The organism is Dactylosporangium sp. NPDC051087, assembly GCF_055586325.1.
In genome coordinates this window covers 433032-454360 of sequence record NZ_JBVJIJ010000002.1, presented here as the reverse complement: position 1 = coordinate 454360, position 21329 = coordinate 433032, and the positions used below count along the sequence as shown (strand labels likewise).

26 protein-coding genes are annotated in these 21329 nt (G+C 71.6%); 12 read left to right on the top strand and 14 right to left on the bottom strand.

Annotated elements, in window-relative coordinates; translation table 11 throughout:
* Positions 1-4: 4 nt before the first annotated feature.
* Both ACZ6TV_RS05605 and dut read right to left on the bottom strand, forming a co-directional pair.
* Positions 5-772 carry a DUF3710 domain-containing protein gene (locus tag ACZ6TV_RS05605; RefSeq protein ID WP_465295696.1) on the bottom strand — a complete coding sequence of 256 codons (768 nt, stop codon included), beginning with the start codon at positions 770-772 and terminating at the stop codon, positions 5-7.
* Positions 769-1230, bottom strand: a complete 462-nt coding sequence (gene dut, locus ACZ6TV_RS05600) for a dUTP diphosphatase (protein WP_354791310.1) — start codon at positions 1228-1230, stop codon at positions 769-771. The genes ACZ6TV_RS05605 and dut overlap by 4 nt, the downstream gene beginning before the upstream one ends.
* Positions 1231-1281: 51 nt before the next feature.
* On the opposite strand from dut, the gene ACZ6TV_RS05595 reads away from it, so the two are divergent.
* A complete protein-coding gene (locus tag ACZ6TV_RS05595; protein ID WP_465295694.1) occupies positions 1282-1731 on the top strand; it encodes a DUF3093 domain-containing protein in 450 nt (149 codons plus the stop codon).
* Here ACZ6TV_RS05595 and ACZ6TV_RS05590 read toward each other — a convergent pair.
* Positions 1718-2524 (bottom strand): hypothetical protein, encoded by an 807-nt coding sequence (locus ACZ6TV_RS05590; RefSeq protein ID WP_465295692.1) that lies wholly within the window; start codon positions 2522-2524, stop codon positions 1718-1720. The genes ACZ6TV_RS05595 and ACZ6TV_RS05590 overlap by 14 nt on opposite strands.
* Before the next feature lie 79 nt (positions 2525-2603).
* Positions 2604-2900: a DUF4193 domain-containing protein gene (locus tag ACZ6TV_RS05585; RefSeq protein WP_203846057.1), complete on the bottom strand. Its 297-nt coding sequence runs from the start codon at positions 2898-2900 to the stop codon at positions 2604-2606.
* A gap of 360 nt (positions 2901-3260) precedes the next feature.
* Here ACZ6TV_RS05585 and ACZ6TV_RS05580 point away from each other — a divergent pair, with 360 nt between their 5' ends.
* Positions 3261-3797, top strand: coding sequence for a LytR C-terminal domain-containing protein (locus ACZ6TV_RS05580; protein WP_465295689.1), 537 nt, complete (start codon positions 3261-3263; stop codon positions 3795-3797).
* A gap of 46 nt (positions 3798-3843) precedes the next feature.
* Here ACZ6TV_RS05580 and ACZ6TV_RS05575 read toward each other — a convergent pair whose 3' ends face one another.
* Positions 3844-4641, bottom strand: coding sequence for an inositol monophosphatase family protein (locus ACZ6TV_RS05575; RefSeq protein WP_465295687.1), 798 nt, complete (start codon positions 4639-4641; stop codon positions 3844-3846).
* Between the two features lie 252 nt (positions 4642-4893).
* On the opposite strand from ACZ6TV_RS05575, the gene ACZ6TV_RS05570 reads away from it, so the two are divergent.
* Both ACZ6TV_RS05570 and ACZ6TV_RS05565 read left to right on the top strand, forming a co-directional pair.
* Complete coding sequence (locus ACZ6TV_RS05570; protein ID WP_465295685.1) at positions 4894-6549, top strand: RNA polymerase sigma factor; 1656 nt, start codon at positions 4894-4896, stop codon at positions 6547-6549.
* A gap of 295 nt (positions 6550-6844) precedes the next feature.
* Positions 6845-7078: a DUF7455 domain-containing protein gene (locus ACZ6TV_RS05565; protein ID WP_465295683.1), complete on the top strand. Its 234-nt coding sequence runs from the start codon at positions 6845-6847 to the stop codon at positions 7076-7078.
* Positions 7079-7189: 111 nt separating this feature from the next.
* Here ACZ6TV_RS05565 and ACZ6TV_RS05560 read toward each other — a convergent pair whose 3' ends face one another.
* Both ACZ6TV_RS05560 and ACZ6TV_RS05555 read right to left on the bottom strand, forming a co-directional pair.
* Positions 7190-8902, bottom strand: coding sequence for a DEAD/DEAH box helicase (locus tag ACZ6TV_RS05560; protein ID WP_465295681.1), 1713 nt, complete (start codon positions 8900-8902; stop codon positions 7190-7192).
* A 143-nt stretch (positions 8903-9045) separates the two neighbouring features.
* Complete coding sequence (locus tag ACZ6TV_RS05555) at positions 9046-9324, bottom strand: DUF3039 domain-containing protein (RefSeq protein ID WP_465295679.1); 279 nt, start codon at positions 9322-9324, stop codon at positions 9046-9048.
* Positions 9325-9387: 63 nt separating this feature from the next.
* Here ACZ6TV_RS05555 and ACZ6TV_RS05550 point away from each other — a divergent pair, with 63 nt between their 5' ends.
* Together ACZ6TV_RS05550 and ACZ6TV_RS05545 are read left to right on the top strand one after the other, a co-directional pair.
* Complete coding sequence (locus tag ACZ6TV_RS05550) at positions 9388-10296, top strand: pseudouridine-5'-phosphate glycosidase (RefSeq protein WP_465295677.1); 909 nt, start codon at positions 9388-9390, stop codon at positions 10294-10296.
* Positions 10293-11171 (top strand): carbohydrate kinase family protein, encoded by an 879-nt coding sequence (locus tag ACZ6TV_RS05545; RefSeq protein ID WP_465295675.1) that lies wholly within the window; start codon positions 10293-10295, stop codon positions 11169-11171. The genes ACZ6TV_RS05550 and ACZ6TV_RS05545 overlap by 4 nt, the downstream gene beginning before the upstream one ends.
* A 62-nt stretch (positions 11172-11233) precedes the next feature.
* On the opposite strand, the gene ACZ6TV_RS05540 is transcribed toward ACZ6TV_RS05545, so the two are convergent.
* The 6 genes from ACZ6TV_RS05540 to ACZ6TV_RS05515 form a co-directional block, all read right to left on the bottom strand.
* Positions 11234-11617, bottom strand: coding sequence for a DUF3099 domain-containing protein (locus ACZ6TV_RS05540; protein ID WP_465295673.1), 384 nt, complete (start codon positions 11615-11617; stop codon positions 11234-11236).
* Positions 11618-11656: 39 nt separating this feature from the next.
* Complete coding sequence (gene mscL / locus ACZ6TV_RS05535; RefSeq protein WP_465295671.1) at positions 11657-12106, bottom strand: large conductance mechanosensitive channel protein MscL; 450 nt, start codon at positions 12104-12106, stop codon at positions 11657-11659.
* A gap of 53 nt (positions 12107-12159) precedes the next feature.
* Positions 12160-12735: an HhH-GPD-type base excision DNA repair protein gene (locus tag ACZ6TV_RS05530; RefSeq protein WP_465295669.1), complete on the bottom strand. Its 576-nt coding sequence runs from the start codon at positions 12733-12735 to the stop codon at positions 12160-12162.
* Between the two features lie 128 nt (positions 12736-12863).
* Positions 12864-13145, bottom strand: coding sequence for a hypothetical protein (locus ACZ6TV_RS05525; RefSeq protein WP_465295667.1), 282 nt, complete (start codon positions 13143-13145; stop codon positions 12864-12866).
* A complete protein-coding gene (locus ACZ6TV_RS05520) occupies positions 13145-13522 on the bottom strand; it encodes a toxin glutamine deamidase domain-containing protein (RefSeq protein ID WP_465295665.1) in 378 nt (125 codons plus the stop codon). Before ACZ6TV_RS05520 ends, ACZ6TV_RS05525 begins: the two co-directional genes overlap by 1 nt.
* A gap of 58 nt (positions 13523-13580) precedes the next feature.
* Positions 13581-16019, bottom strand: a complete 2439-nt coding sequence (locus ACZ6TV_RS05515; RefSeq protein ID WP_465295663.1) for a DNRLRE domain-containing protein — start codon at positions 16017-16019, stop codon at positions 13581-13583.
* Positions 16020-16209: 190 nt separating this feature from the next.
* On the opposite strand from ACZ6TV_RS05515, the gene ACZ6TV_RS05510 reads away from it, so the two are divergent.
* The 6 genes from ACZ6TV_RS05510 (at position 16210) to ACZ6TV_RS05485 (ending at position 20897) form a co-directional block, all read left to right on the top strand.
* The gene (locus ACZ6TV_RS05510) at positions 16210-16875 is read left to right on the top strand and encodes a DUF998 domain-containing protein (RefSeq protein WP_465295661.1); all 666 of its coding nucleotides are present in this window, start codon (positions 16210-16212) and stop codon (positions 16873-16875) included.
* A 104-nt stretch (positions 16876-16979) separates the two neighbouring features.
* Complete coding sequence (locus tag ACZ6TV_RS05505; protein ID WP_465295659.1) at positions 16980-17324, top strand: YciI family protein; 345 nt, start codon at positions 16980-16982, stop codon at positions 17322-17324.
* 3 nt (positions 17325-17327) lie between these two features.
* Positions 17328-18518: an RNA polymerase sigma factor gene (locus tag ACZ6TV_RS05500; RefSeq protein WP_465295657.1), complete on the top strand. Its 1191-nt coding sequence runs from the start codon at positions 17328-17330 to the stop codon at positions 18516-18518.
* A 71-nt stretch (positions 18519-18589) separates the two neighbouring features.
* Complete coding sequence (locus ACZ6TV_RS05495) at positions 18590-18868, top strand: hypothetical protein (RefSeq protein WP_465295656.1); 279 nt, start codon at positions 18590-18592, stop codon at positions 18866-18868.
* The gene (locus tag ACZ6TV_RS05490; RefSeq protein WP_465295655.1) at positions 18865-19212 is read left to right on the top strand and encodes a type II toxin-antitoxin system PemK/MazF family toxin; all 348 of its coding nucleotides are present in this window, start codon (positions 18865-18867) and stop codon (positions 19210-19212) included. Before ACZ6TV_RS05495 ends, ACZ6TV_RS05490 begins: the two co-directional genes overlap by 4 nt.
* Before the next feature lie 137 nt (positions 19213-19349).
* Positions 19350-20897 (top strand): glycosyltransferase 87 family protein, encoded by a 1548-nt coding sequence (locus ACZ6TV_RS05485; protein WP_465295653.1) that lies wholly within the window; start codon positions 19350-19352, stop codon positions 20895-20897.
* On the opposite strand, the gene ACZ6TV_RS05480 is transcribed toward ACZ6TV_RS05485, so the two are convergent.
* Entirely contained in the window at positions 20881-21312 is a 432-nt protein-coding gene (locus ACZ6TV_RS05480) for an SRPBCC domain-containing protein (protein ID WP_465295651.1), read from the bottom strand. The two genes, ACZ6TV_RS05485 and ACZ6TV_RS05480, sit on opposite strands and share 17 nt — an antisense overlap.
* Positions 21313-21329: the final 17 nt, after the last annotated feature.

Genomic DNA, 21329 nt, shown 5'->3' with positions numbered 1-21329 from the left:
GTGGCTATTTGCGCCGGGGCCTCGGTGACGGCTTTCGGCGCTCCGGCCCATCGGCCTCACCCGCACCGTTGGCCGCCTGCGTGAGCGGGACCTCCGAGGTGCTGCCGTCGGCGGACGCCTCGGCGACCTCCTTCGGCAGGTGCAGCGGGAGCGGCTCGCGGACCGGCATCGCCTCGTGACCGCGGTCGACGACCAGGTTGCGCAGGCACGCCAGCAGCGGCGGCGCGGCGGCCGGGTCGACGGCGGCCGGGCCCTGGAAGACCGCGCGGACCAGCCAGCGGGGGCCGTCGATGCCGACGAACCGGATGTCCGTCAGGCCGTCGGGAGTGCGGACGCGGGCCCGCAGCTCGACGCCCCACTCGCCGTCGGCCTCCTCGGCCGCGACGCCGTCGGTGAAGAGCTGCTTGCGGATCTCGCCGCGGACCTCGCCCCAGATGCCCTCGCTGCGCGGCGCGGCGAAGACGCCGAGCTGCAGCGCGCTGTCGTTGTGGACGAGCACGATCTGCTGGATCTTGCCCTCGTTGTCGGCCTGGACGCGGACCTCCACGTCGTCGACCGCGGGCACCTTGAGCGCGCCGAGGTCGAGCTGCGGGATGCCGGCCGGCGCTTCGGTGACGTCATACGGGCCCTCGGGGCGCGCCGCCTTGGGCGCGACCGGCTCCTCGGGCTCGTCGTCGACCAGGCCCAGCTCCTCCTCGAGGCTGCGGGTCCCGCTCGCGCGCGTGTCGTCCTTCGCGTGCCGTCCGCTCCCGCTCTTGCGCGAGAAGATCACTGCTCTGCCTCCAGTTCAGCATGACCACCGGTGGATCCGTGACCGCCGGCTCCGCGCACAGTATCGGGAAGGTGGTCGACGCCGTGGAAGTGTGCCCGCTCCACGCGCTGGACCACAAGCTGGGCAATCCGGTCACCCCGGCTGATTTTGGCCGTGATCACCCGATCGTGATTGACGAGGTTCACCAGGATCTCCCCGCGGTACCCGGCGTCGATGGTGCCCGGCGCGTTGAGCACCGTCACACCGAGCCGGTGCGCGAGACCCGACCGCGGGTGCACCAGGCCGACATACCCGTCGGGCAGGGCGATCGCGATCCCCGTGGGGACCAGCGCCCGCTCGCCCGGGGCGATGTCGACGTCACGGGCGGCCACCAGGTCAGCGCCCGCGTCGCCGGGGTGCGCGTAGGCCGGCATCGGCAGCTCCGGGTCGAGCCGCCGCACGTGAACCTCCACCGTCATGCCTCCATCCTGCCGGGTGCCTGTCGGCGCCGGACACGTACCCTCGCACTCGTGACCTCGTCCCGCTCGTACCGTGAGCGCCTCACCGTCCCCTGGTGGCTCTGGCTGCCCGCGGCGGCGATCGCCGGGCTGCTCGCGGCCGAGGTCCGGCTCGGCGCGCCGGGCCTGGCGACCTGGATCCCCTACCTCGTGCTGCTGCCCCTCGCGACCGTGGGGCTGTGGTGGCTGGGACGCGTGCGTGTCGAGGTGTCCAACGGCGAGCTACGGGTCGACGACGCGCACATCCCGCTGCGATACGTCGGTGAGGTGACGGCGCTGTCCGCCGAGGACAAGCGTGACCTGCTCGGGCCCTATGCGGACCCGGAGGCGTTCGTCATCCAGCGGCCGTGGATCGGCGGCGCGGTGCGCGTCGACGTGGCGGACGAGGCCGATCCCACGCCGTACTGGCTGATCAGCACCCGTCACCCGGAGAAGCTCGCGGCGGCGCTCAGCCCTCGATGACCTTCCGGCCCGACCGCAGGTCCTTGCGGATGTCGGTGCCGAGGGCCAGGGTCGCCCGCCGGTTGAGGAACCCGCCGACGGCGGCGCCGGTCAGGAACGGCCCCAGGGTGCTCAGGTTGCGCCCGAAGCGCTTGAGCAGCCGGTCCCGCAGCTCCTTGCGCAGCGCGGTGCCCATGGCGGCCGCGACGCTGCCGCCAACCCGCAGCGGGTTGATGCCGCGCCGCTCGGCCCACGCCTGGATCAGGGACACGGCGCGCTCGGCACCCGTGCCCTCGACCGGGCGGCCGTAGACGGCGTGCAGCTCGCCGATCAGCTTCATCTCCACCGCGACCACGGCGACCGTCTCGGCGGCCAGCAGGACGGGGGCGGTCAGCAGGCTGGGCGTCACGGCCCATTCCACGGCGGCGACGCCGCCGCCCGCGGCGCCGATGCCCGCGGTGACCCGCGCCGCGTTGCGGACGAGCCGCTCGGCGAGCGCGTCGCCTTCGAGCCCCCCGTGGTGCTCGATCAGCGTGTCGAGGTCACGGACCGGAATGTGCGGTGCGACCCTCGTCACGGAGTCGGTGATCCAGGCGATCGCCCGCTGGGGCCGGAACAGGTCCTTGACGCCCCGCTCGCGGATCTCGAGACGGACGAGCCGGCCGAGCAGGCGCCGGCGCTCCTTCTGCTCGACGCCCTCGTCGGTCAGCGCCGTCACCGCGGCGGACAGCTCCGCCTCGTCGGCCTGTCCGCCTGCCGCCGCCGCAGCGGCGGCCACGGGCTGGTTCTCGGCGAGCTCGTCGGGCTGGGCCATCGTCTACCTCCGAGGGTGTGAAACGGTGCCGCCTACGACTCAAGCACGCCTCCGCCAGATCCGCGTGATCAACTCGCGGTCAGACGCACTCCCGGCAGATCAGCTCCCCGTTGCGCTCGGCGGCGAGCTGGCTGCGGTGGTGCACCAGGAAACAGCGCGAGCAGCGGAACTCGTCGGCCTGCATCGGCAGGACCTTGACCGTCATGTCCTCGTCGGCGAGGTCTGCGCCGGGGAGCTCGAAGGTCTCCCCCAGGTCGGTCTCGTCGACATCGACGATCGCCGACTGCGCATCGGTCCGGCGGGACTTCAGCTCCTCGAGGCTGTCCTCCCCGAGGTCGACCTCGTCGCGACGCGGCGCGTCGTAGTCGGTGGCCATCGGTGTTCACACTCCCAATTCATTCGCCCATAGGTGTCGGCGCCCGGTGCAACGTCCAACGGGCGGCGTACCTTACCGCTCTCGTGCGTTTGTTGTACGCCTACTCGCGGAAACTTGTTCCCAATGTGACTCAGGCGACACAACAACTTCCCCCGCCAATGATCCGCCGGGGGCGCGGCGGATGCGACCTTACCTCCGCACGGGCGTTTCCGTGGGGAGTCGTCCCGCAACGGCGAGTAGGAACTTTGTGGTATCCCGGGTGGGACTTCAACATGGATCTCCGACAGGCGCTAACCTTCCCGGCAGCCAGAGCGTCTATCTGGTGACGGAGTCGCTCTGGGGTCGGGGAGAAGCACTGCCATGAGTTTTGCGCGGGTGAGAGCACTGGCCGTGGTCGGGCTGCTCGTGGTCACCGCGGCGGTGTTCGTGGTCATCGCCTTGGTCAAGGACCGGCAGACGAATCCGACGGCGGCCAACGAGTGCGCTCAGGACGCCGTGATGGTCAACGACACACTGCCCGAAGAGAAGCAGGTCAACCTCAACGTCTTCAACGCCACCAGCAAGCCCGGCCTGGCGGGCGCCATCACCGACGACTTCGCCAGCCGCGGGTTCAAGGCCACCGTGCAGAACGCCGCACCCAACCCGCCGATCAAGAAGCCGGCCGAGACGGTCGCCATCATCCGCTTCGGCCCGAAGGCCGTCGGCGCCGCGTGGCTCGTGCGGGCGTACTTCCTGAACAAGTCCGCCGACGAGTTCGACAAGAACCGGCAGGACGACAAGGTCGACGTCATCCTCGGCGGGCGCTTCCAGCAGCTGCCGACGGTGACCGAGGTCAAGCAGTCGATCGGCGCGCTGGGCAACCCGGAGCTGCCCGAGGGCACCTGCGCCGAGGCGTAGCGCCCCCGTGGGGGCCTGCGGAGGCCTCGAGGGCCGTCAAGGACCCTCAGGGGCCCTTTTCCGCGTCCAGCTCGACCAGGCGGTCGTGCAGGCCCTGGTGCAGGGCCGGCGGGGCCGCCACCACCATGTCCGGGCCGGGCGCGGCGCCCGCCAGGCCGGTCACCAGCAGGCCCGCCTCCGCCGCGACCAGGCCGCCCGCGGCGTGGTCCCAGGCGTTGAGGCCCTTCTCGTAGTAGGCGTCCAGGCTGCCCTCGGCGGCGAGGCACAGGTCGATCGCGGCGGCGCCGAAGCGGCGGATGTCGCGGATGTCGCCGATCAGCCCGGCGAGGACGGTCGCCTGGTGCAGGCGGCGGTCGGCGGCGTAGCCGAACCCGGTGCCCACGAGCGCCTGGCGCAGGTCGGTCTGCGCGGAGCCGGACAGCCGCCGGCCGTCGGCGTGCGCACCCCCGCCCCGCACCGCGGTCCACTCCCGGCCGGTCGCGGCGTTGATGACCACCCCGGCGACGACGACACCGCCGACCTCGGCGGCGAGGGACACGGCGTACTGCGGCAGGTCGTAGAGATAGTTCACGGTGCCGTCGATCGGGTCCAGGACCCAGCGCACGTCGCTGCCGGAGGCGCCGCCGCCGTACTCCTCGCCCAGGACGGCGTCGCCGGGGCGGGCCGCGCGGATCGCCTCCCGGACCTGCCGCTCGACCGCCCGGTCGGCGGCCGTCACCACGTCCGTGAGCGTCGACTTCGTCGCGACGGGGTCCACGCCGGCGGCGCGCATGGCCCGCGCGAGGGCCGCCGCCTCCCGGGCGATGGGCACCGCGATGGCCAGCAGTTCGGGTCCGCGATCCATGCACCCCATCCTTTCAGGGCCCGGATCCGCCCCATCCGTTCGGTCACAACGTGGCGTATGGGCCCGCTAGGCGGCATGTTGGGGCGAGAGAGCGTTACAATTCACGCGCTGCCCGCTGTCGCTCGTGAATCCGCCCCGGACGCACGGCACACGGGCGCCACCAAAAGCACCCAGGCCCACTCAGCACGGCCGCGCCGTGCGCGAACTCGGCCGCACCGGCCGTCGCTCGCTCATCGCACCGGAAGGTCGTTCGTGACAGCAGCTCACCAGCCCAGCGTCGACGTACGCTCGCTCGCCGACTCGCTGATCGCGCGTGCGGCCGCCAATGGCGGCCACCTCACGTCGGCGGAGGTCGCGCAGGCGGTCGACACCGCAGATGTGACCCCCGCACACGCCAAGAAGCTGCTCAGGAGTCTGGCCGAGGCGGGAGTCACCGTCGTGGTCGACGACTCCGCCAACGGGCGGCGCCGGGTCGCCGCGGCACGCTCCGCGACCCCGGCATCCAAGGCGGCCACCGCCAAGGCCGCACCGGCGCGCAAGGCGCCGGCCGCCAAGCCGCTGACAGCCGTCGAGTCCTCGCCGGATTCGGGGGTGGAAAGGGCGCCCGTGAAGAAGACACCGACACCGGCGGCTCCCGCCAAGAAGGCCGCACCGGCCGCGGCAGCGGCCGCACCGGTGAAGGCCGCGCCGGCCAAGAAGGCGGCACCGGCGAAGAAGGCCGCCGCCGGACCCGTGAAGAAGGCCGCCCCCGGCGACCCGGCCGACCCCGCCGCCCCGAAGGGCGCCGGCGGCGACGAGCCGGAGCTGGAGGAGATCGACGACGCCGAGCTCGCGGCCGAGATCGAGGACGTCGTCGCCGAGGAGCCGGTCGAGGTCGTCAAGGCCGTCGAGGCCGACGCCGAGGCCACCGCGACGGACGACGACTTCGCGTGGGACGACGAGGAGTCCGAGGCGCTCAAGCAGGCCCGCCGTGACGCGGAGCTGACGGCGTCCGCCGACTCGGTCCGTGCCTATCTCAAGCAGATCGGCAAGGTCCCCCTGCTCAACGCGGAGCAGGAGGTCGAGCTCGCCAAGCGGATCGAGGCCGGCCTCTACGCCGCCGAGCGGCTGCGGGCCGCCGAGGACGCGGGCGAGCCGATGGTCATGCCCGCCAGCCGCGACTTCATGTGGATCTCCCGCGACGGCGAGCGCGCCAAGAACCACCTGCTCGAGGCCAACCTGCGACTCGTCGTCTCGCTCGCCAAGCGGTATACGGGCCGCGGCATGGCCTTCCTGGACCTCATCCAGGAGGGCAACCTCGGTCTGATCCGTGCCGTCGAGAAGTTCGACTACACCAAGGGCTACAAGTTCTCCACGTATGCCACCTGGTGGATCCGGCAGGCGATCACCCGCGCCATGGCCGACCAGGCCCGCACCATCCGTATCCCGGTGCACATGGTCGAAGTGATCAACAAGCTCGGCCGCATCCAGCGCGAGCTGCTCCAGGACCTGGGCCGCGAGCCCACCCCGGAGGAGCTGGCCAAGGAGATGGACATCACGCCGGAGAAGGTGCTGGAGATCCAGCAGTATGCGCGTGAGCCCATCTCCCTGGACCAGACGATCGGCGACGAGGGCGACAGCCAGCTCGGCGACTTCATCGAGGACTCCGAGGCGGTCGTCGCGGTCGACGCGGTCTCCTTCTCGCTGCTGCAGGACCAGCTCCAGCAGGTCCTGCAGACGCTCTCGGAGCGCGAGGCGGGCGTCGTGCGGCTGCGGTTCGGCCTCACCGACGGCCAGCCGCGGACCCTGGACGAGATCGGCCAGGTGTATGGGGTGACCCGCGAGCGCATCCGCCAGATCGAGTCCAAGACGATGTCGAAGCTGCGCCACCCGTCGCGTTCGCAGGTCCTGCGCGACTACCTCGACTGATCCTCACATTCCGCTCTGCGCGAACCCGGGCTGTCCCTTTTGGGGCAGCCCGGGTGTGTTTCCGGTCACCGAGGGCATGAGGGAGGGGTGCCGTCGCACGAACCCACTTGTGATCGCCGCCGTGGCGCGATAGGAAGCACGTAGCGGGTGTTGCGGTTCCGGCTCCCGTGGGCAAGACGAAAATGTGACGTCGGTCCCGCACGCGAGGTGGGAACGATGTCGGGCAACACGGTGTTGAACCATCTGTGAACGACGCAAGGAAGCGTTCGTCGGTGACGATCAGAGGAGGAAGGCGATGACCCCGACCCTCACGCCGCCGCCGGAGACGGCAGCGCCCCCAGCCGCCGAGGAACGGTGCGACCGCTGCAGCGCGGCAGGCAAACTACGAGTTCGGCTCGCCGAAGGCGGCGACCTGATCTTCTGTGGACATCACGCAAACAAGTACGCCGACCAACTGGTCAAGATCGCGGTGGAGGTGGCAGTCGCCCCGGACTTCACGTGGCGAGGCACCGAGATCACGACCAGCTGACCAATACCCGTGCACGTAGGGCGTCCCTTCCGGGGCGCCCTACGGCCGTATCCGGGGCCCGCTGACCACGCGAACCACCGATAGCGGGCACTCCCAGACCATGCGGGCCGGTCACATGGTCTGGATGGTGGCGATGCGCTCCTCGAGCTGCTCGATCGTCGCCTGGGCGCTCGGCGGGCCGCCGCACAGGCGGCGCAGCTCGGCGTGGATCTTGCCGTGCGGCAGGTTGGTGCGGTGGTGATGGGCCGCGACCAGGGTGTTGAGCTGGCGGCGCAGCACGATGCGGCGCTCGCCCGCGGTCTTCGGCTGCTCCGGGGCGATGGTCGCCGCGGCGGCCGGCGCGCGGCGCTTCTCGGCCGCGACCTGCTCGGCCTGGCGCTTGGAGAGCAGCGCGGTGACCTGGTCGGCGGTGAGGAGGCCGGGCAGGCCCAGATACTCCTCCTCCTCGGGCGTCCCGGTCTGCGCCGGGACGCCGAAGGCCGTGCCGTCGAAGATGACATGGTCGAGCTCGGCGGTCGCGGACAGCGCCTCGAAGCTCTTGAGCAGCTCGTCGCCCGCCTTCTCCTCGCGCTGGGCGCGCTCGAGGAGGTCCTCCTCGAAGCCCTCCTTCGTCTTCGGGGCGCCGAGGACGTGGTTGCGCTGGGCCTCCATCTCGGAGGCGAGCTCCAGCAGGTGCGGCACGCTCGGCACGAAGACGGTCGCGGTCTCGTTGGTGCCGCGGGCACGCACGAAACGGCCGATCGCCTGGGCGAAGAACAGCGGCGTCGAGGCGCTGGTGGCGTACACGCCGACGGCCAGCCGCGGGATGTCGACGCCTTCGGACACCATGCGGACGGCGACCATCCAGCGCTCGGTGGACGCCGAGAACGTGGCGATGCGGCCGGAGGAGCCCTGGTCGTCGGACAGGACGACGACGGCCTTCTCGCCGGTGATCTCGCCGAGGACCTTCGCGTAGGCGCGGGCGGCGGTCTGATCACTGGCGATGACGAGGCCGCCGGCGTCGGGCATGCCGCCCGAGCGCAGGACCTGCAGTCGGGCGTCGGCGGCGCGCAGGACCTGCGCCATCCAGTCGCCGGTCGGGTCCAGGGCGGTCCGCCACGCCTGCGAGATGAGGTCCTGGGTCATCGGCTCGCCGAGGCGGGCGGCCAGCTCGTCGCCGGCGGAGGTGCGCCAGCGGGTCTCGCCGGAGTAGGCGAGGAAGATGACGGGCCGCACGACGCCGTCGGCGAGGGCCTCGGCGTAGCCGTACGTGGTGTCGGAGCGTGACCGGGCGATGCCGTCGTTGCCCCGCTCGTACTGCACGAACGGGATCGGGTTGTCGTCCGAGCGGAAGGGCGTGCCGGTCAGCATCAGCCGGCGCACGGCGGGCTCGAACGCGGCCTTGACGCCGTCGCCCCACGACTTCGAGTCGCCGGCGTGGTGGATCTCGTCCAGGACGACGAGGGTCTTTCTCGTGATCGTCCGCCGCTTGTGTACCTCCGGGGCCACGCCGACCTGCGCATACGTGACGACGGTGCCGTGGAAGTCGGAGGACGTGTGCACGTCGGCGTTGCGGAAGCCCGGGTCCAGGTCGATCCCCACGCGGGCGGCGGCGTCGGCCCACTGCTTCTTCAGGTGCTCGGTCGGCGTCACGACGGTGAGGTTGTCGATCGTGCCGTCGCCGAACAGCTCAAGGGCGATCCGCAACGCGAACGTCGTCTTGCCGGCGCCCGGCGTGGCGACGGTGAGGAAGTCCTCCCGCTTGCCACGCAGGTATTCCATGAGTGCCTTGCGCTGCCACACCCGGAGCGTCTGTCCTGCCTGCACCACCGGACGCGGCGGCATGCGGCACCCCCTCAAGACCATGACGAACCCACACAGAAACGCCTCCGGGTCGCTGGACCTCGAAGGCGTTGCTCAGCCTAGCGGGCGCGGACGGGCGTTGCGCCGATCCGCGCCGAACGTCACTACGACAGATGTACGACCGGTCAGGAAGGGTCGTCGTTCTGCACGACGTTTTCGTAGATGTCCTTGCAGACCGGGCACACCGGGAAGCGCTTCGGGTCGCGTGACGGGACCCACAGCTTGCCGCACAGCGCCCGCACCGGCGTGCCCTCGATCATGGCCTGCATGATCTTGTCCTTGGGCGCGTAGTGCGAGAACTTCTCGTGGTCGCCGGCGTCGTAGCGATAGTCGGTCTGCTCTTCGACGCGCTCGTCCGTGAGCGTCGAGCCGCCGCCGTCGGGAGCTTCGGGAGTCTGTGTCACGGGTCCCAGTCTGCCAGGCCAACGGCCGCCTTGCCGCACCGCGACCGGGGTTATCGTTGCGTGGTGATCAACCATGCCATCCGCTACGGTGCCGAGGTCGCGGCCGCCCGGGAGTCCGGCGCGCCGGTCGTCGCGCTGGAGAGCACCATCATCTCGCACGGGCTGCCCCGGCCGTCGAACCTGACCGTCGCGAGGGAGATCGAGGCGACGGTCCGCGCCGCGGGCGCCGTCCCCGCCACGATCGGCATGCTCGGCGGCGAGATCGTGGTCGGCCTCGCCGACAGCGAGATCGAGCACCTGGCCGGCAGCGACGACGTGGTGAAGCTGTCGGTGCGCGACCTGGCCCCGGCCTCGGCGGCCGGCGCGGACGGCGCGACGACCGTGGCGGCGACCTCGGCGATCGCGGTCGCGGCCGGCATCGCCGTCTTCGCCACCGGCGGGCTCGGCGGGGTGCACCGCGGCGCGGGCACCACGTTCGACGAGTCGGCCGACCTCACGGCGCTGTCCCGGCTGCCGATCACCGTCATCTGCGCCGGGGTGAAGTCGATCCTGGACGTCGGCGCCACCCTGGAGCGCCTGGAGACCCTGGGCGTGACCGTCGTCGGCTACGGCACCCGCCGGTTCCCCGGCTTCTACCTGTCCGACTCGGGCTTCGGCCTCGACTGGTCGGTGCAGGACCCGGCCGGCGCGGCGGCGATCGTGCGGGCGGCCCGGGCGCAGGGGGTACACCACGGGGCCGTCATCATCGCGAACCCGCTGCCGGTGGACGAGCAGCTCGACCCCGACCTGCACGACCGGGTCCTCGCCGACGGCCTGGCCGGCCTGGAGCGCGACCACGTGACGGGCAAGGACGTCACCCCACACCTGCTGTCACACTTCCACGCCGCGACCGAGGGCCGCTCGCTGGACGTCAACGTGAGGATCATCCTGCGCAACGCCGGCCTGGCGGCGCGCATCGCCGCGGCGCTGTGACGGTCATCGTCGTCGGCGACGTGGTCACCGACATCGTCACCGTCCACGAAGGTCCCCTGGCGATCGGCTCCGACACCCTCGCCTCGGTCCTGATCCGCGGCGGCGGCTCCGCGGCGAACACGGCCGCCTGGCTCGGCTCCGCCGGGCATCCGGTGATCTTCGCGGGGGTGACCGGCGACGACGAGCCCGGCACCGCGCGCGTCGCCGAGCTGACCGCCTCCGGCGTCACGGCGACGGTCCGCCGGGTGCCGGGGGTGGCGACCGGGACCGTCGTCGTGCTGGCCTCCGACGCGGAGCGCACGATGTTCACCGACCGGGGCGCCAACCGGCTGCTGTCCCCCGCCGACGCCGACCGCGCCCTCGACCTCGCTCCTGACGCGCGTCACCTGCATCTGTCGGCGTACGTCCTCTTCGACCCGGACTGCGCGCCGGCCGGCCTGCACGCGTTGCGCGCCGCCCGGGAGCGCGGCCTCACGACCAGCCTCGACGCCGCGTCGGCCGCGCCGCTGGAGCGGTTCGAGGCCACGTTGCCGCACGTCGACCTCCTCTTCGCCAACCTCGACGAGGCGCGGGTCCTCGCCGGGCCCGGCACGGCCGGGGACCTGGCGGTGGCGCTGCTGGACCGGGCGGGCGCGGTGGTCGTGAAGTCGGGCGCGGGCGGGGCGACCTGGGCCGGGCCGTCGGCCGGGCCGGTGCACGTGCCGGCCGTGCCGGTCGAGCGGGTGGTCGATCCGACCGGTGCGGGTGACGCGTTCGCCGCGGGGTTTCTCGCGGCGTGGCTCAGCGGGGCGGCTCCGGCCGACGCGCTCGCCGGCGGTGCCCGGCTCGGCGCGCTGGCGGTGTCCCGGGCCGGTGGCCGGCCGGTCGTCGCTTGAGGCCGCGCCGCCTTTTTCGCGCCTTTCGCGTTTTTCGCGCTTTCGCGCCTTTTTCGCGACGCTCAGCCGTCGCTTCGGCGCGTCGCTTCCACGTCGATGATCTTTGGTTCGGGGTGCTCGCGGTCGGTGATCGCGTGTGCCGGGTCCGGGTGTGACTGCTGCTGCCGCCGGGCCTGCAGCTTGTTGCGGAAGCGGTGCTCGGGCCGGGGACCCCTGTCGTTGGCGAGCAGCACCGCCGCCCACGGCAGGACAAGGGCCCCGGCCAGCAGCAGGCTCAGCCACAACCACAGCATCGGCACCTTCGCCGTGACGAGGACCGCGGCCACGATCACGCACAGGCCGCGCAGCAGCATCATCGCCACATAGCGCCGCTCGCGGGACCGGAGCTCCTGCTCGGGCGTGCGCTCGGCGGTGGTGATCAGCTGCGGTTTCGGCCTGCGTCCCATCACCACCGAGTCTGCCACGCCCCTGGAGTCAGCCGACGGTCAGCTGTCCGACGGCCGCACCGGCGCGGCGTGCGCGCCGCCGGTCGGCTCGGTCGGCCGGTTGACCGTGCCGGTCGCGAGCAGGTCGCGGATCTCGGTCAGCAGCCGGATGTCCTCGGCGGGCGCCGACGGCTCCGGCTCGATCCCCCGCTTGCGCCGCTCGGCGAGCTTGTTCATCGGCAGCACGACGAGGAAGTAGACGGTCGCCGCGGTCAGCAGGAACCCGATCACCGAGTTCAGGAACGACGGCCACGCCAGATACTGCTCGCCGATCTTCAGGCCCTGGTTCTTGTCGTCGACCCCGATACCGCCGGTCAGCTTGATCAATGGTTGGAGGAAGCCGTCCGTGAACGCCTTGACCACGTCGTTGAACGCGGCCCCGATGACGACGGCGACGGCAAGCTCGATGACATTGCCGCGCGAGATGAAGTCCTTGAATCCCTTGAGCACGTTAGGCACCCTACGACCCCGGATGCCCCGGCGCACCTGATCCGCGCCGCCGCCTACGCCTTCGGGGCCTTGGCGGCCGCCTTCATCTGCTTCTTGTACTCGCGGACCCTCGTCAACGAGTCACCGTCGACGATGTCCGCCACGGACCGGTGCGAGCCGACCTCCCCGTAGCCACCGGCGGCCTCACGCCACCCCTCCGGCTGGACCCCGTACTGCTTGCCGAGCAACGCCACGAAGATCTGCGCCTTCTGCTTGCCGAACCCGGGCAGCGCCTGCACCCGCAGCAGCAGCTCCGCCCCGGACGCGACCCCGGCCCACATGGCGGCGGTGTCCCCGTCGTACCGGTCGACGATCACCCGGCAGACCTCCTGCACCCGGGCGGCCATCGCCTTCGGGAAGCGGTGCAACGCCGGCGGCGTCGCGAAGATCTCCACGAGCGGCTCCGGCGCGAACTCCGCCAGCTCCCGCGCCGTCGGCTCGTGCCCCAGCCGGTCCCCCAACACCCACGGCGACGTGAACGCCTTCTCGAGTGGGATCTGCTGGTCGAGGGTCATCCCGATGAGCAACGCGAGCGGGTCCCGGTCGAGGAGTGCGTTCGCCTCGGCGGGAATCGGCAACGAGAACGGCATACCGACATCTTGCCCCAGCCGACGGCGTGGTCGCGCGAGCCTCGCCAGTCGGGTCGGCAGCTCACGCAAGCGATGTCTGCCGGACCGAGACCTCCGCCGCGGTGCGAGGGCCTCCGAAAACGGCGTGGTCAGCTCATGAATCCCCGGCTCATGTAGTCGAACGCTTCAAGCAGATCGATGTACTCACATTTTCCGGTCCGCAGGTCCACCCGGATCGGCGGATTCCCCGCCAACTCCGCGTCCCGATCCCCATGATCGACCAGCGCGACCGAGTTCCACGGGACGAGCAGAAATCCGTCCTCCATGAATGCGTATTCCGCCATGATTTTAACATCCGGATACTGTCCTCGCCGGCTTTCCTCGGCAAGGAAAGCCGCCGCTGCCGCAACTCCAGCGGTTTGGTCAAGCATCACGCCGTCCTCATGAGGTAGAACCTGTCCCATATTCCCAACGAGTCGGCCCAGCCTCGCTGGAAATCATAGAATTCCACTATACCGCGCCTGTTCACCACATTGAAATAGTGCCCCGGCATCTCGGGGCCATCGGACCAGCCACCAACGATACCGCGAGCGCCCGGTCCCCATGACCGCACCTCCGCCACGGCCGCGTTCAAGCCACGGAACTCGACAAACTCCAGACCACCCATGAAATTCTGAAAAGTTCCCCGGCTCATCGGGTGGTCTACACCAGGGGCGGATGCCGGATTTCCACCGAGCGTGGAATCTCCAGCACGAGAAACCGGACCGCAGTTTTTAGTGCCACCTTCAGGATTGACTTTCTTCGACATCTGAGGGCGGTATGGAGTCCTATAATCCGCACCCCCACTGTTCCCCCCCGGAGATGGCTTACCACCTGCCTTTCCTGCGCCGGAGCCGGCGGTGGTCGGGGTCTGAGTGCTGGGGGTGTTGGCTTCCGTGGTCGGGCCGGCTTCGCCGCGTTTGGCGTTGATGTGTTCGTTGGCCTTCGGCGTGGGTTTGCCGCCGCCTGGAGGCCCGCCGCCGGGGTTGCGTGACGTGCTGCCGCCCAGTCCCGCGGCCAGGTCGTCGAGTCCGTTGGCGATAGCCGGAATAGTCGTAGAGCGTCGTGGCGCCGGCGGGGTCGTCCAAATGCCATTGACCGACGGCCATTGCGGGATCGTCGACCTTGAACCGGTACTCCAAGGGCGCGCCGAGCGGCGACAGGTTGCCTGCCGCGTCCAAGGCCCAGATCCGCAGCATGTTCTCGCCGCCCATGGCCGGCGTCACCTGAATCGTGGCGGCGCGCGTGACCGGATCCGCGGTGACGGTCCGGGTCCCGTCGGCGGGCGGATCGACGTTCGGGGTCAGCGCATAGACGTAACGCTGGGCGTCGCCGGGGTTCGTCGCGGGTGGCGTGACCGTGAAGGCGCCGGTGACGCCGCGGCCGCCGTGGAACTGCCCGTCGGAGGGGTAGGTCGTGGACGTCACCGCCGCCGGGGCGCCCGGCGGGATGCCGTCCACGAGATACTCGCAGATCGCGCCCTGCGGGCCGCTCACGCCGGTGCCGTTGCCGTCGGTGGTCTGCGCCCAGACCCGGTACCGCCCGTCGGTCTGCGCGGACGGCACGGTCACCGCGGCCGTCCCGCCGGACGGCACATTCTGGACAACGAGATCCTGCACCAGGTTTGCCCATCCCTTCTGCGGGCTCACGAACTTCTGCCGCTTGAACGTCACGGACAGCAGCGAGTCGGCGTCGGCGTCGACCGCCCGGACCCGGAACGTCGGGTTCGCGCGAACGGTCGGCACCGCGCCGGGCCCGCAGGCCACACCCGGCTCCTGCGCGGTGCTGGCCACAACGAACTGGTCCGGGGCCGAGGGGAACGAGTTGTACTCGGCGGTCAGCTTCGGATCGAGCTGGTATCGCCGCCACGCGAGTGGGTCGGTCTCCCCCGCCTCCCGCAGACCCAGGGTGGTCGCCGAAGAACCGGTGCTGATCGCCGACTGCACGGCGGCGGCCGCGTCCCACTCGACCCGGCCCTGCGCACAGGCACCGCTGCCGTTGTAGCGGCGGGTCTGGTTGTTGGAGCCGAGCCTGCTGTTCCACCGCAGCCCGCTCTCGGCGGAGTTCCACGTCATCCCGCTGCTGATCGGGCTCGTCCACCACAGCTCCGCGGCGCCGACGGTGCCACCGCACGCCTTGCCGGACCAGGACTGGGTGATGGAGAACGACGCCGAGATCAGCTGCTTGCCGATCAGCCCGCTGGTGTCCATCTCGAACACGGACCGGGCCGTCGTGACGCCGGAGAAGTTCTGATAGCCGACCCGGACCACACCGGATTCCGCCTCGTCGGCGTCGCAGCTGACGCAGGTCCGGTCCCAGTAGGACGTGTCGCCGAACTCCTTCCACAGCAGGAGCCAGTGGTTACGTCCGCCGGGCCAGGTCGGGTCGACGTAGACCGGGTAGACGGTGTCGGCGGCGGTGAACAGAGACGCGTCCGGAATCACGGCCAGTTCGCCGGGGGTGATCTCGGTCCGCATCCGCCGCTGCGTCGCCGGCAGCAGCTCGGCCGGGTCGGCGACGCCGTCGACCGTCGACGCGCGGCGGGCGCCGGCCTTGACCCCGGAGTCCCACATCGTCGGTGTCGACCCGCCGAAGACGATCCCGCCTGTGCCGTCGACGGCGGCCACCGCGCCGGTCGTGGCGTCGCTGCGCAGGCTCAGACCCTTCGTCCGGGTCTTGAACACGAGCCGTTCGAGTGCCGGCTGACCCGCCGCCGCCCGGCTCTTCACCACGAGCACCTCGGAGAAGCCCTCGACGTCGGCGGTGAGCCGCAGGTCCACGCCGGGCAGCACGTCCGGATATGTGGCGTGCGGGCCGTCGAGGACCGGCACCGGGAGCGTGGTGGTCCAGTCGAGGACGAGTTCCTTGTCCCCGTTGCCGACGCGGGCCACCGGGCCGGCGCCGCCCCCGGAGAACACGATCGGCAGCGCCGCCGCGACCGGGGAGACCGTCCCGTCGGCGTTGTGCCGCAGGGTCGCGTCCGCGGTGACCCACCGCCCATCCGCGGTGCGGGGCCGCTCGGCCTTCAGCGAGATCTCCGCCGTCTTCGTCCCAGACGGGTTCGCGAAGACGAGCATGGTCTCGGATCGCTCTGCGAGCACCTCCACCCGGCGCTGGCACCGTTGTGCCGTCGCCCGCGCCGTCGTCGCGTCCCGCTCCGCCTCCGCGCACTGCACCGCCGCCGGCGCCGGCACCGCGGGCAGCACCGCCACCGTGCCGGCCGCCATCACCGCGATGAGGATCGCGCTCAACCAGTTTCGCCCCATGACCCGCCCCGTCAGCCGTAGAACCGCCGGGAGGGATCTTCATGGGTATCGATCTTTTGTGGCTCCTCGATCGCTACTCGGGCACTGTCATCATTGGGTGTGACCGGGGTCACATAATGGTCGTGTCGGATCCGGGGGCGGGTGTTCGAGAGATGGGTGAGAGTCACCCAACGAGGAAGGACCCCCAGTCATGACCACCATCGCCGCCGTTCCGGCGCACATCCGCGCCAACCGGGTCACCAAGTCGCTGCTCGGGTACGGGGTGCTCGCCGGGCCGTTCTACGTCACGGTCAGCCTCGCGCAGGCGTTGACGCGGGACGGGTTCGACCTGACGCGGCACGCCTGGAGCCTGCTCTCCAACGGCGGGCTCGGCTGGATCCAGATCACGAACTTCGTCCTGACGGGGCTGATGGTGATCGCGGCGGCCGTCGGGCTGCACCGCGCGCTGCCCGGGACGCCGTGGGCGGCCAGGCTCGTCGGGGTCTACGGGGCGAGTCTCGTCGCGGCCGGCGGGTTGCGGGCGGACCCGGCGATGGGTTTCCCCGCCGGTACGCCTGAAGGACCGGGAACGGTGAGCTGGCACGGCATCGGGCACCTCGTCGCCGGCGGTGTCGGCTTCCTCTGTGTCATCGTCGCGTGCTTCGTCGTCGCCCGGCGGTTCGGCCGGGAGGGGCGCACGGGCTGGGCCGTCTACAGCAGGGTCTCCGGTGCGCTGTTCCTCGTCGGGTTCGCCGGCATCGCCTCCGGCAACAACGCGCCCGGGCTGACGCTCGGCTTCGTCGCCGCCGTCGTCGTCATCTGGGCCTGGCTGGCCGCCGTCTCCGTCACCCTCTACCGGGCGCTGCCCGGCCGCTGAGACCAGGGGCCCGGTCCCGGGGAAAGATTTCCGGGACCCGCTGTCCATACGGGCGGTCCCCGTTCGTGGTCATGGCGTACGACAACCTGGAAGGAGCCCAGACCATGAAGTACATGCTGCTCATCCACGCCGGCGCCGACGACGCCGAGCCGTGCCCGGACATGTTCGAGGACTGGCAGACCTACGACAAGGAGGTCAAGGCGGCCGGGATCTTCGTCACCGGGATGTCCCTCGCCGACCTGGTGACCGCCACGACCGTGCGGGTCGACAGCGCCGGCGAGCGGACGGTGACCGACGGCCCGTACGCGGAGACCCGGGAGGTGCTCGGCGGCTTCCTCGTCATCGACGTGCCCGACCTGGACGTCGCGCTCGACTGGGCGGCCCGCTGCCCCGGCTCGCGCGGCGGCGGCTCCGTCGTGGTCCGGCCGATCGCCGACTTCGGCAACTGATCGATGCGGGAGATCGAGGCCGTGTTCCGCGAGGAGCACGGCCGCCTCCTGGCCGCGCTGGTGCGCCGCTTCGGCGACCTGGACCTCGCCGAGGAGGTCGCGTCGGAGGCGGTCGAGGCGGCCCTGGCCCGCTGGCCGGTCGAGGGCGTGCCGCCCAACCCCGGCGGTTGGCTGATGACCACCGCCCGCCGCCGGGCCGTCGACCGGTTGCGCCGGGACCAGGTGTACGCGGCGAAGCTCGCCCTGCTGCAGGTCGACGCCGTCGGCGGCTCGCCCTCGGGCAGCGGGGAACTGCCCGACGAGCGGCTGGAGCTCTTCTTCACCTGCGCGCACCCCGCCCTGGCCGTCGAGGACCGGGGCGCGCTGACGCTGCGGTGCCTCGCCGGGCTGAGCACCCCTGAGGTCGCGCGGGCGTATCTCGTACCGACGGCGACCATGGCGAAACGGATCGTCAGGGCCAAACAGAAGATCCGCGACGCCAGGATCCCCTTCCGGGTGCCGACCCCGGACGAGCTGCCCTCCCGCCTCCCCGGCGTCCTGCAGGTCCTCAACTCGATCTTCACCGAGGGCTACGCCGCGCAGCGCGACGACCTGGCGGCCGAGGCGATCCGCCTGACCCGGATCCTGCGCACCCTGCTGCCCGGCCAGCGCGAGGTCACCGGCCTGCTCGCGCTCATGCTCCTGATCCACGCCCGCCGCGACGCCCGCCGCGGCGGCCTCATGCTCGACGAGCAGGACCGCGCCCTGTGGGACGCCCCGATGATCGCCGAGGGCCTCGCCCTGGTGCCGGCCGCGCTGACCGGCGGCGCGGGGCCGTTCGCCGTCCAGGCCGCGATCGCCGCCCTGCACGACGAGGCCGCCGACGTACCGACGACGGACTGGCCGCAGGTGGTCGCCCTGTACGACGTCCTGCTCGCCCTCACCCCGTCCCCGGTCGTCGCCCTGAACCGCGCCGCCGCGGTGGCGATGCGCGACGGGCCCGCGGCGGGTCTGGCCCTGCTCGACGAGCTCGCCGCCGAACCGCGGCTGCGCGGCTACCACCCGCTGCCGGCCGCCCGCGCCGACCTGCTCGCCCGTCTCGGCCGCACCGCCGAGGCGGCCGCCTCCTACCGCGAGGCGATCGATCTGGCCGGCACCGACCCGGAACGCGCCACCCTCTCCCGCCGCCTGGAGGCGCTGCGCACCGGAAATTGACCGGAGCGCTGCCGTTTGCCTACGATCGTCACCATATGGCCCTACGTATGGCGAGCGCTATAGTGTTGACTATGGCGAAGACGACGGTCAGCGTGTCGACCGAGGCGCGGGACGTGTTCGCGGCCGTCGCCGCGAGCCGTGACACGACGATGTTCGCCCTGCTCGAAGAGACGGCGCGGCGGCTGGAGCGGGAAGAGGCGATGCGCCAGGCGACGCTCGACTACGAGCGGCTCGAGAAGGACGATCCGGCCGGGTTCGCCGAATATCTCATCGAGGGCCGTTTGTGGGACCAGACCTCCGGCGACGGTCTCGGTGACGCGCGCGCCGAGTTCCCGGAGCACAACCCGTGATCCGTCGCGGCGACGTGATGCTCGCCGAGCTCAGCCCCGTCGTGGGTCATGAGCAGGGCGGCCGCAGACCGGTGCTGGTGCTGTCGCCGGCGGCCTACCACGCCTGGCCGATCGGGATGGCGATCGTCGCGCCGATCACCTCGCGCGATCGCCGGCTCCGGCACCACGTCCCGATCGGCCGCGAAGCCGGGCTGCACACGACGCCCAGCTTCGTGATGCCGGAATACGTCCGGGCGATCTCGCAGCAACGGCTGACCGGGCTGATGCTCGGCGCCGTGCGGCCCGCGACCCTCGACGAGGTCGAGCAGTGGGTCTCGCAGTTCACGTCGGAGGACACCTTCTGACCCGGACCCGGTTGTAGCGTTCCGGACACGCGGCGGCCGGGCGGGAGCGGCGGCGGGCGCTGCGACCTGGGCAATCGCGGTGGAACCGTTACGTCGCAGGGCCGAAGACCGTTGATCGGGCGCCATAGCCTGGGGCGATGTTCGATCGCAGGGTGGTCGCGGCGTGGGCCGCGTTCGGGGGGATCGCGGCGGTGTCGGCCGCGCTGGTGTGGCGGCGGCCCGAGGCGCAGCGGCTGTCGGACCTGCACATCTACTACGGGGCGGCGAAGTTCGACGGGCCGCTCTACGACTACGTCGCCGAGAACGGTGGGCCGTTCACGTATCCGCCGTTCGCGATGGTGCTGTTCCGGCCGCTGAGCATGCTGCCCGAGGCGACCCTCGGCGTGCTGTGGCTGGCGATGACGTGCCTGGCCGTGATCGCCATCGCGCGCACCGTGACCCGCACCGCCCGCGGCGACACGGAATCCAGGTTCGGCGGGCGGGGGCTGCTCGTCGCCGGGGTCGCGTCGGCGTTGCTGCTGTCGGCGCCCGTGCAGAGCAACCTGCGGTTCGGGCAGGTGAGCATCTTTATCGCGCTGCTGGCGCTGGTCGACGCCGGGCAGGTGGTGCCCGCGCGGTTCCGGGGCATTCTCGTCGGGGTCGCCGCCGCCATCAAGCTCACGCCGCTGCTGTTCGTCGTGTATTTCCTGATCGCGCGGCGGTACAAGGACGCGGCGCGGGCCGCCGGTGCGTTCGTCGTCTGCGCCGGGATCGCGGCCGCGGTCATGCCGGGCGCCAGCGTGCGGTACTGGAGCGGCACCATCTTCCAGACCTCGCGCATCGGCGACCTCGCCTCGCTCGGCAACCAGTCGGTGCACGGGATGCTGCTGCGGGTGGGGCTCGACGCCGGGACGCTGCCGTTCGTCTGGGCGGCGCTGATCGCGGCGATCTGCGGCGCGGCGCTGCTGCGGGCGCGGCGGCTGCACCTGCGGGGTGAGCCGGTGCGGGCCGCGGTGCTCGTCGGCTGCGCCACGGTGGCCGCGTCGCCGGTGTCGTGGACGCACCACCAGGTGTGGACGGTCCTCGCGGCGATGCTGCTGGTCGCCGCCGAGGGCGCGTGGCACCGGGTGGCCGGGGTGACGCTGCTGGTCGTGATGACGGTGTCGCTGGGCGTCGCGCTGCGCGGGATCGCGGTCTACCCGGGCTGGCAGTTCATGCTGGAGAACGCCCGCTCGCTGGGGCTGGTCGCCGTCTGCGTCGCGGGCGTCGGCGGGGTGGCCGTGGCCGGCGTGCCCAGGTTCCGGGCCGCGCGGCGGGTCGCCGTGGGGGCCGTGGTGGCGCTGGCGGTGCTCGCGCTCACGCCGCTGCCGGCCGGTGCCGACCCGACGTTCAAGGCGTACGAGGCCGCGGACCTCACCAACCCGCGCTACTTCTACTTCACCGGCGCGCCCGCCGACGGCGAGCCGATCGCGTTCGCGGTGCGCCGGGAGAAGACGAAGGTCCGCGTCAACGGCGTCGTCGGGGCCGAGGTGGCGGGGCTGCGCTACACGTCGGCGCCGGGCGGGGCGGCCCGCGCGATCCCACTGCTGGAGGCGCAGCCGGGGCGGCGCACGTTCTCGTTCCGCAGCGCCAGTCTCACCCACGGCCGCCTCGAGGCACTCGACGCGGCCGGTCAGGTGACGGCGGCGTTCACGAACCTGGCGTGAACCGCTCGGCCTCCAGGACGCTCTTGAGGCCGCTCAGCACCCGCGACCACGTCTCGTCACGCTCGGGATCCGGGTCACGGTCGACGTCGTCGCAGCGCAGCGCGACCCGGCACAGGCCCGGCTCCACAGCGGTGATCTCCCACGACAGCCAGCAGTGCACCTCCTGTTCCCGGCCGATGCCGGTGTACAGGTTGTGCACGAGCAACCTGCCCTCCTCGACGTGCACGACGTCGCCGTGCAGGACGTCGGGCACGGGCCCGGTGGCGGCGCGGTAGACGATGGGCGCGCCCGGGGTCCACCACGACTCGACGGCGAGGCCGAGGTAGAAGCGGCGGGTGTACTCGGGTTCGGTGATCGCCCGCCACACCCGGGCCGGGTCGGCGGCGATGTACAGGCTGCTCGTCGAAGTCCTCATGCTCGTATCGTGCGCGG

Bases quoted from the DNA above. Each gene is read 5' to 3' on its own strand.
- ACZ6TV_RS05530 (WP_465295669.1), bottom strand. From the start codon at position 12,735: ATGCCGTTCTCGTTGCCGATTCCCGCCGAGGCGAACGCACTCCTCGAC.
- ACZ6TV_RS05485 (WP_465295653.1), top strand. From the start codon at position 19,350: ATGTTCGATCGCAGGGTGGTCGCGGCGTGGGCCGCGTTCGGGGGGATC.
- ACZ6TV_RS05500 (WP_465295657.1), top strand. From the start codon at position 17,328: ATGCGGGAGATCGAGGCCGTGTTCCGCGAGGAGCACGGCCGCCTCCTG.
- dut (WP_354791310.1), bottom strand. From the start codon at position 1,230: ATGACGGTGGAGGTTCACGTGCGGCGGCTCGACCCGGAGCTGCCGATG.
- ACZ6TV_RS05575 (WP_465295687.1), bottom strand. From the start codon at position 4,641: ATGGATCGCGGACCCGAACTGCTGGCCATCGCGGTGCCCATCGCCCGG.
- ACZ6TV_RS05510 (WP_465295661.1), top strand. From the start codon at position 16,210: ATGACCACCATCGCCGCCGTTCCGGCGCACATCCGCGCCAACCGGGTC.
- ACZ6TV_RS05560 (WP_465295681.1), bottom strand. From the start codon at position 8,902: ATGCCGCCGCGTCCGGTGGTGCAGGCAGGACAGACGCTCCGGGTGTGG.
- ACZ6TV_RS05505 (WP_465295659.1), top strand. From the start codon at position 16,980: ATGAAGTACATGCTGCTCATCCACGCCGGCGCCGACGACGCCGAGCCG.
- ACZ6TV_RS05580 (WP_465295689.1), top strand. From the start codon at position 3,261: ATGAGTTTTGCGCGGGTGAGAGCACTGGCCGTGGTCGGGCTGCTCGTG.
- ACZ6TV_RS05565 (WP_465295683.1), top strand. From the start codon at position 6,845: ATGACCCCGACCCTCACGCCGCCGCCGGAGACGGCAGCGCCCCCAGCC.
- ACZ6TV_RS05590 (WP_465295692.1), bottom strand. From the start codon at position 2,524: ATGGCCCAGCCCGACGAGCTCGCCGAGAACCAGCCCGTGGCCGCCGCT.
- ACZ6TV_RS05495 (WP_465295656.1), top strand. From the start codon at position 18,590: ATGGCGAAGACGACGGTCAGCGTGTCGACCGAGGCGCGGGACGTGTTC.
- ACZ6TV_RS05585 (WP_203846057.1), bottom strand. From the start codon at position 2,900: ATGGCCACCGACTACGACGCGCCGCGTCGCGACGAGGTCGACCTCGGG.
- ACZ6TV_RS05520 (WP_465295665.1), bottom strand. From the start codon at position 13,522: ATGTCGAAGAAAGTCAATCCTGAAGGTGGCACTAAAAACTGCGGTCCG.
- ACZ6TV_RS05515 (WP_465295663.1), bottom strand. From the start codon at position 16,019: ATGGGGCGAAACTGGTTGAGCGCGATCCTCATCGCGGTGATGGCGGCC.
- ACZ6TV_RS05525 (WP_465295667.1), bottom strand. From the start codon at position 13,145: ATGCTTGACCAAACCGCTGGAGTTGCGGCAGCGGCGGCTTTCCTTGCC.
- ACZ6TV_RS05480 (WP_465295651.1), bottom strand. From the start codon at position 21,312: ATGAGGACTTCGACGAGCAGCCTGTACATCGCCGCCGACCCGGCCCGG.
- ACZ6TV_RS05540 (WP_465295673.1), bottom strand. From the start codon at position 11,617: ATGGGACGCAGGCCGAAACCGCAGCTGATCACCACCGCCGAGCGCACG.